We start from the raw sequence: 8,497 nt of genomic DNA, 5'->3' as shown, positions 1-8,497 counted from the left end.
GTGTTTGCGTCCGACTTCCTTCAGATTCCACCTCACGATGGACACCCTTGTCTTTCACTAACAGTTCCTACTGCCAAGCCTGTAATGGACTTTCACCATCAAGTTGTTAATCATGCCGAGCGCACACATAAAAAGTCCGAGTTTGATATTTCAAACTCGGAACTTTTTTAGGCTCTATACTTTTAACGGTTGGTGAAATATTCACTAGCCGTTAAAAGTATAGAGCCCATAAAAAACGTACCAAGTCACTAAAAATAGCAACTTAGTACGTTTTGTCTTCACCAACCGACGTTGACAAAGAGCCCTTTTTTATTATGCCCAACCACGATAACGTGCTGCTTCTGCTGTACGTTTAATACCTACAATATATGCTGCAAGTCTCATGTCAATTTTACGATTTTGAGATAAATTATAAATTGTATCAAATGCTGTGATTAATTTTTCGCGTAATTTTTCATTCACTTCTTCTTCTGACCAATAATAACCTGTATTATTTTGAACCCATTCGAAGTATGAAACTGTTACACCACCAGCACTTGCTAATACGTCTGGTACAAGAAGTACACCTTTTTCAGTAAGAATTTTTGTTGCTTCTGGTGTAGTTGGACCATTTGCTGCCTCAACTACAATGTCAGCTTTAATATCTGCTGCATTATCACCTGTAATTTGGTTCGCAATCGCAGCTGGTACTAGGATATCACAGTCTAATTCAAATAATTCTTTATTTGTAATTGTATCTTCGAAAAGATTAGTAACTGTACCGAAACTATCGCGACGGTCTAATAAATAGTCGATATCTAAACCTTCTGGGTCATGTAATGCACCATAAGCATCTGAAATACCTACAATTTTAGCTCCTTGATCGTATAAGAATTTAGCAAGGAAACTACCTGCATTACCGAAACCTTGGATTACAATTCTAGAATCTTTAATTGTTTTGCCACGACGTTTTGCCGCTTCTTCAATTGCAATAACAACCCCTAATGCAGTTGAACGATCTCGTCCTTGTGAACCACCTAATACAATCGGTTTACCTGTAATAAATCCTGGTGAGTTGAATTCATCCATTTGACTGTATTCATCCATCATCCACGCCATAATTTGAGAGTTTGTAAATACGTCTGGGGCTGGAATATCTTTTGTTGGTCCAACAATTTGAGAAATCGCACGTACATATCCACGTGACAAGCGTTCAACTTCATGAATACTCATTTGACGTGGGTCACAAATAATACCACCTTTACCGCCACCATACGGTAAATCTACAATGCCACATTTCAATGTCATCCACATTGATAATGCTTTAACTTCTTCTTCATCAACATCTGGGTGGAATCTCACCCCACCTTTAGTTGGCCCAACTGCATCGTTATGTTGTGCACGGTATCCTGTAAATGTTTGAACGCTTCCATCATCCATACGTACTGGAATACGAACTGTTAAAAATCTTAAAGGTTCTTTAATGAGCTCATACATCCCATCATCAAAACCTAATTTATGCATTGCCTCTTTAATGATGCCTTGCGTTGACGTCACTAGATTATTTTTTTCAGCCATGATCCATTTCGCCTCTTTTTCATACTTTTGTTTTCGCTTACATTCGTATTGTAACATAAGCTAACTTTTTTTAAAGCCCTTAATCTCAAGGTTTCATAAGTATATTACGCTTTAGAGAATACTTTTTTCACTTTATCAATTGCAAAGTCTAATTCATCTTTGGTAATGATTAACGGTGGTGCAAATCGGATTACTGTTTCGTGTGTTTCTTTACATAAAATACCTTCTTCTTTTAACTTTTCACAGTATGGTCTTGCATTTTCATGAAGTTCAACACCAATAAATAATCCACGACCTCTTACTTCTTTAATAGATGGGTGGTCGATTTCAAGCAATGCATTTTTAAAATATTCTCCTAATTCAAGTGAACAACCTGGTAAATCTTCATCAATAATGACATCTAAAGCAGCAATAGACGCCGCACAAGCTAATGGGTTACCACCAAAAGTTGACCCATGTGAACCTGGTGTAAATACATCTAATACTTCTTTATCCGCAAGTACTACTGAAATTGGGAATACCCCACCACCTAAAGCTTTACCTAAAATATAAACGTCAGGTTTAACGTCATCCCAGTCTGTTGCAAATAATTTACCTGTACGTCCTAAACCAGCTTGAATTTCATCTGCAATGAATAAAACATTATGTTTATCGCATAATTCGCGAACTTTTTTCAGATAACCTTTTGGTGGAATATTAATGCCTGCTTCACCTTGAATTGGCTCAATTAAAACCGCAGCCGTATTTTCATTAATTGCCGCTTCTAATGCTGCTTCATCACCAAATGGCACATTTTGAAAACCTTCTAATAATGGACCATAACCACGTTGGTATTCTTTTTCAGAAGATAAAGAAACAGGTGCCATTGTACGACCATGGAAGTTACCTACCATAGCAACAATCTCAGCTTCGTTTGGTTTAATGCCTTTAACGTCATAAGCCCAACGACGTGCAGCTTTTAATGCTGTCTCTACTGCTTCAGCTCCAGTATTCATAGGTAATGCTTTTTCTTTACCTGCTAATTTACAAATTTTCTCATACCAAGCACCTAAATTATCACTGTGAAATGCACGAGATACAAGCGTTACTTTATCCGCTTGATCTTTTAATGCTTGAATCACTTTAGGATGTCTGTGTCCTTGGTTTACTGCAGAATACGCTGCTAACATATCCATATATTTATTGCCTTCAGGGTCTTTTACCCAAACCCCTTCTGCTTCTGAAATTACAATAGGTAATGGTAAATAGTTATGTGCACCATAATGATTTGTAAGTTCAATAATTTCTTCTGATTTTGTTGTCATATAATCTTCCCCCTCAATAAAATATAGTATATGTTATAAAAAAATAGGGTAAATCACAATCGCAATTCAAAACAAAGTCAATATATGCGATTGATTTGAATGCGCTATAAATGATTTACCCTACAGTTCATATCACTTATACATTAAAAATCATTACAATCGAATTAAGTCTAAGTGATTTTTATATTATAAGTGCTCAGATACGGCACGTCCTTGCATGTGTAATACTAAATAGTCTGGGCCGCCCGCTTTAGAGTCAGTACCTGACATTTTAAATCCACCGAATGGTTGGTATCCAACTACAGCACCTGTGCAACCACGGTTGAAGTATAAGTTTCCGACCATAAAGTCACGGCGTGCTTGTTCTAGTTTCATACGATTATTCGAAATTACTGCACCTGTTAATCCATACTCAGTATCATTTGCGACTTCAATCGCTTCATCAAAGTCTTTTACTTTTGTAAAGCCAACAACAGGTCCAAAGATTTCTTCTTGCATCACGCGTGCATGTGGATCTAAATCAGCGAAGATTGTAGGATATACAAAGTTACCTGTTTCTTCGTCAGTTTTACCACCTGTTACTAAGCGACCTTCTTCTTTTCCAATTTCAATGTAATTTTTAATTTTTTTCAATGATTTTTCGTCGATAATTGGTCCAACATAAGTGTCTGGTTCTGCTGCGTTACCTACTTTAATCTTTTCAGTAGCTGTTTTAACGCGCTCAAGAATTTCATCATAAATATCTTCATGCGCAATTACACGTGAGCATGCCGAACATTTTTGACCAGAGAAACCAAATGCTGAATAAACAATAGCGTCAGTTGCAACTTCTAAGTCTGCTTCATTATCAACAATAATTGCGTCTTTACCACCCATTTCAGCAATAACACGTTTGATGTGGTTTTGACCTTCTTGAATCACTGATGCTTTTTGAATGATTTGTGTACCCACTTTTTTAGAACCTGTAAATGAAATTAATCCAACATCTTTATTTTCAATAATAAAGTCACCAATATCACTTGATGAACCTGGAATCCAGTTGACAACCCCTTTAGGTAAACCAGCTTCTTCAAGTACTTCCATAAATTTATAAGAAATAATTGGTGTATTAGATGATGGTTTTAATAATACTGTGTTACCTGTTACAATCGGTGCTGATGTTGTACCTGCCATAATCGCATAAGCAAAGTTCCAAGGTGAAATAACTACACTTACACCAACTGGTAAATAGTCGAATTGGTTATATTCACCAGGACGACTGTTAACATGTTTACCATCTTTAAGTTCTAGCATTTGACGTCCATAGTATTCCATAAAGTCAATAGCTTCTGCAGTATCTGCGTCAGCTTCTTTCCATGGCTTACCAGCTTCTTTAGTTAATAGTGCTGAGAATTCATGTTTACGTTTACGTGTGATTTCTGCAGCGCGGAATAAAATATTCGCTCTCACTTTTGGATCTACTGTTCTCCATGTTTTAAACGCTTCTTTAGCAGCTTCTAATGCTTTTTCTGCATGTTCTTTAGACGCTTTAGAAACATAACCAATTGTTTCTTCTCGATTTGATGGGTTATAAACACGTGTTTTATCATCTGTATAGACACGTTCACCACCAATAATTAACGGATACTCTTTACCTAATTCGCTTTCTACCTTTTCTAAAGCACGAAAATAGGCTACTTTGTTCTCCTCTTTCGTAAAATCAGTAAATGCTTCATGTTTATATGGAATCATTCAAAAATCCTCCTTTGTTTTTTTGAAATTGCGCTTAATTTCATCATGCCACATTTGTCACAATATTGTAAAATATTTAGTGGTATTTTACAGAATACTCACAAATTTAATCCTATATCTTAAGGTCCCCAACTACTTTATGATGTATTCTCAATCAAATGTTATCACACAATTTTTAAAGCGCTTTCATTTAATTGAATTATAGCGTTAAACCCCTTATTTTGGCAAGTCATCTAATCAGATTTGTCAGAATATACTCTTGGATTTATTCATATTACGCGTACTATCAATATTTATGAATAATTGAAGATGTTGCTTTTCTTTAATAACGTTCTAATACACAGTTAAAAACTGCACCGAAAAATCTGTTTATTTCAACTGTATAGTTAGGATAATAAGTGAATTTATGCTATTATAAAATTGTTCTTATCAAACTAATAAGGGGTTATGAATGTTGAAGAAACAATACTTTGTTGGTCAACATATTAAAGTGCGTGTGACTGGTATTCAACCCTACGGCGCTTTCGTCGAGACCCCTGACAATACTGAAGGACTTATTCATATTTCTGAAGTTATGGATGATTATGTACACAATTTAAGTAAGCTTTTATCACCTGGTCAAACTGTAAAAGCCAAAATCATTTCCATAGAGGAAAATGGTAAGCTCAATTTATCCTTAAAAGACAACGACTATTTTAAAAATTATGAACGTAAAAAGGAAAAACGCTCAGTATTGGACGAAATTAAAGAAAATGAAAAGTACGGGTTTCAAACGTTAAAAGAACGATTGCCATATTGGGTGAAACAGTCAAGAAAACGGATGAAATATGATTCAGAATAACGCATAAAAGGCTTTTAAGCCTGATAAAGGACGATTTTCTAAATTGAAAATCGCCCTTTTGTTTTATCCAAATTAGCTCAAACGTTGTATTTTGTGTAGTTTAATGACCTGTCATCCAAGGTCTAGATGTATTTTGAGGTTTTGCTGCTTTTTTCGGCAAATCTTTACCTTTAACAATACGTGGTTGTTGACCTTTCTCTATTCTTTGCTTCACACGTTGATCGAGTCGATAAGTTTGAAAAGGTTGAAACTCTCGTTTGGCAATTGCTTCACAATCTGGACAAGTTGCGGTTTCATGTTGCTCTGACATGCGTTGTCTCAGTGTGAATGTACCACACGACTCACAATGATAAGTATAAGTTGGCATTACGATTCATCCATATTTGGTAATACGCCTGGATTAAAAATTTCTCTAGGTATCGCTATCGTACAACATGCATTCGGGATATCAACAATACCGGCAACTGTACCTTGAACTGGTGCAGATCCAAGTAACATATAAGCTTGTTCCCCTGTAAAGCCACGTGTTTTTAAGAATTCTATCGCATTTAAACAAGCATTGCGATAAGCCGTATTCGCATCTAAGTATGTTTGTTTACCTGAAAACTCATTAACCGAAATCCCTTCAAATACAATGTAATCCGAATAATTTGGTAATACTGGACTTGGATTAAATGCTGGGTTTTTCTTAATTTGATATTTTTCCATACCACCTTTAATCACATTGACACGTAGATCAATCCATCCTGGCATCTCTATTCCACCACAGAATGTAATCTCACCATCACCCTGAGAGAAGTGAATATCTCCTACTGATAACTTAGCCCCTTCAACATAAACAGGAAAATAGATTTTAGAACCTTTCGATAAGTTTTTAATATCACAGTTCCCACCATTTTCACGTGGTGGCACCGTTCTTGCCCCTTCTTTTGCCACACGTTCGAATTCTTTACCCTTTAAAGTACCTAATACTACCGCATCCTCTGTTGGTAAATTCGCAAGTGGTGGTTCACGAGTTGGATCTGTATCTACGAGTGCTTTTTCTCTTTTATTCCATTCTGCTAACATTTCATGAGAAGGTGCAACGCCAATAAGTCCTGGATGAATGACGCCCGCAAATTCCACACCAGGTACATGACGACTTGTTGCGTAAATACCATTAAAATCCCAAATCGATTTTTGCGCATCTGGATAATGATCAACTAAAAAGCTGCCACCGTTTGTTTTATCAAAAATACCATTAAATCCCCACTCATGTTCTGGAAAGGCACCAATATCTAATATATCTACAACTAGTAAGTCTCCCGGTTCAACGCCATTAACATGAACAGGGCCACTAAGAACATGAACGCGATTAAGATTGACATGTTTGATATCGCTCGGATCATCATTATTTGAAATTTGGCCGTCTGTCCAATCTAAACACTCCATTCGAAAAGATTCTCCCGGCTCAACAGAGAAAGCTGCTGGAATATCTGGATGCCATCGGTTATGTCCTGGATGTGCTTGTTGATCCATTTTTTTATTTAAATCTACACTGAATAACTTTTTAGGCATATAAATCTCCCCCATTTGTTTAATTCAGACAGAATTTTCTGTCTTTTATTTACGATTTACCCTAATTTAAGTTACACTACACTCATTTTAATAAAAAAACACAAGGCAGACGATACTAAACGTAGGACTACCTTGTGTACTTTATTGTAAACAATGAATGATATTTAAAAATCACATGTTCTTTGTAGTTGTACTGCTTTGTTTGCTTCTATTAAACATTGCTCGTACGGTATCACAGTTTCAAATGAGAACTTAAAAATATCTTGAAAGGCTTTTGCAATTTCATGTGGCTCACCTAATTGATGTACTGCATCCATCATTTCATAGACTTCTGAATCACCTAAAGTCGGATCGTCAAAGTCCATAGGATTCCACGCTGATAATTGTTGATATAATTTTATATTTAAATCATTATTTGCCATAATTTGCCTCTTTCGTTACTGTTTAACCTTCAATATCAATAGATTCAATCACAACATCGTAAACAGGCTTATCTTGCGCGCCCACTTTAACGTTTGCGATATCTTCTAACGTATCTTCTCCTTCAATTAGTTGACCAAATACAGTATGTTTTTGATCTAACCATGGTGTGCCACCTTTTTCACGATACGCTTCAGCAATTTCTTTAGGCCAGCCTCCATCTTCTAATTGACTTGCCATTTGTGCTGGTAACTCTTTCATTTGAACAATGAAAAATTGAGAACCATTTGTACCAGGTCCGGCATTAGCCATTGATAATGCACCATATAAATTAAATGCATTCATTGAAAATTCGTCTTCAAATGGTTGACCGTAAATACTTTCGCCACCCATACCTGTAGCTGTTGGGTCGCCACCTTGAATCATAAAGTCATTAATTACACGGTGGAATGTTACGCCATCGTAGTAACCTTTTTTCGAAAGTTCTACAAAGTTTTCTACTGTTTTTGGTGCAATGTCAGGAAATAATTTTAAAGTCATATCTCCTTTATTTGTATGCATTACTACTTTAATTTCATTTTCTTGAATTTCTTTTGTCAATTGTGGATAGTTAGTCATTTTAATACTCCATTCATGATAAACTTAATGATAAGACTATTTTAACATATTTATGAAAGGATGGAATTATCATGCTTTATCGTTTTTCACATAAAACTGGGGTCTATGTTGTTGAAATTGTTGAGGATGCCTCTGACCAAACGCTAGTCAAAGTACTTCAAGTCATAAAACATCCAAAACAAGGTGATCTTCATTCACCTAATGAAGTAGAAGGTGTTTTCTTTCATGAACGCAAAGCACTGAGCCTTTATGAGAAACGTTATACTTCTCAAAGTCGTTTAAAACCATTTGAAGGTGAACGTCAAGAATATACAGTATCTCTACAAAATGCAATCACTGATTTAGAAACTAAATTAAAAACACAAGACACACCTTATGCACACGCATCTTTAAATTGTTTAAATGAACTTAAACAAGATTATTCACGTCAATATAAAATAAATTTTGATTAATTTTGACGTGTTTCTAC

Annotated in this window: 9 protein-coding genes; 2 read left to right on the top strand and 7 right to left on the bottom strand. The window is 35.7% G+C overall.

Annotated features, from left to right (window positions below):
• Positions 1-312 precede the first annotated feature (312 nt).
• From HHH54_RS00950 to pruA, 3 genes are all read right to left on the bottom strand, one after another.
• Positions 313-1,557, bottom strand: a complete 1,245-nt coding sequence (locus HHH54_RS00950; RefSeq protein WP_198616946.1) for a Glu/Leu/Phe/Val family dehydrogenase — start codon at positions 1,555-1,557, stop codon at positions 313-315.
• Between the two features lie 104 nt (positions 1,558-1,661).
• Positions 1,662-2,861, bottom strand: a complete 1,200-nt coding sequence (locus HHH54_RS00945; RefSeq protein ID WP_198616945.1) for an ornithine--oxo-acid transaminase — start codon at positions 2,859-2,861, stop codon at positions 1,662-1,664.
• A 186-nt stretch (positions 2,862-3,047) separates the two neighbouring features.
• Entirely contained in the window at positions 3,048-4,592 is a 1,545-nt protein-coding gene (pruA, locus tag HHH54_RS00940) for an L-glutamate gamma-semialdehyde dehydrogenase (protein WP_198616944.1), read from the bottom strand.
• 451 nt (positions 4,593-5,043) lie between these two features.
• Between pruA and ygs the strand changes: the two genes are divergently transcribed.
• Entirely contained in the window at positions 5,044-5,433 is a 390-nt protein-coding gene (ygs, locus tag HHH54_RS00935) for a S1 domain-containing post-transcriptional regulator Ygs (RefSeq protein WP_198616943.1), read from the top strand.
• Positions 5,434-5,533: 100 nt separating this feature from the next.
• Here the strand turns inward: ygs and HHH54_RS00930 are convergent, their stop codons facing one another.
• From HHH54_RS00930 to HHH54_RS00915, 4 genes are all read right to left on the bottom strand, one after another.
• On the bottom strand, positions 5,534-5,800 hold the full coding sequence (locus HHH54_RS00930) for an FmdB family zinc ribbon protein (RefSeq protein ID WP_198616942.1): 267 nt from the start codon (positions 5,798-5,800) through the stop codon (positions 5,534-5,536).
• Positions 5,800-6,990, bottom strand: coding sequence for a formamidase (fmdA, locus tag HHH54_RS00925; protein ID WP_198616941.1), 1,191 nt, complete (start codon positions 6,988-6,990; stop codon positions 5,800-5,802). The genes HHH54_RS00930 and fmdA overlap by 1 nt, the downstream gene beginning before the upstream one ends.
• 164 nt (positions 6,991-7,154) lie before the next feature.
• Positions 7,155-7,412, bottom strand: a complete 258-nt coding sequence (locus tag HHH54_RS00920; RefSeq protein ID WP_198616940.1) for a DUF1871 family protein — start codon at positions 7,410-7,412, stop codon at positions 7,155-7,157.
• Positions 7,413-7,434: 22 nt separating this feature from the next.
• Positions 7,435-8,028 carry a peptidylprolyl isomerase gene (locus tag HHH54_RS00915; protein ID WP_198616939.1) on the bottom strand — a complete coding sequence of 198 codons (594 nt, stop codon included), beginning with the start codon at positions 8,026-8,028 and terminating at the stop codon, positions 7,435-7,437.
• A 71-nt stretch (positions 8,029-8,099) separates the two neighbouring features.
• Between HHH54_RS00915 and kapB the strand changes: the two genes are divergently transcribed.
• Positions 8,100-8,480 carry a sporulation phosphorelay system protein KapB gene (gene kapB / locus HHH54_RS00910; protein ID WP_198616938.1) on the top strand — a complete coding sequence of 127 codons (381 nt, stop codon included), beginning with the start codon at positions 8,100-8,102 and terminating at the stop codon, positions 8,478-8,480.
• The last annotated feature ends 17 nt before the right edge of the window (positions 8,481-8,497 follow it).

Origin of the sequence: Staphylococcus canis (assembly GCF_016238445.1) — a bacterium.
GTDB lineage: Bacteria > Bacillota > Bacilli > Staphylococcales > Staphylococcaceae > Staphylococcus > Staphylococcus canis.
This window is presented reverse-complemented; position numbering and strand designations above follow the sequence as displayed.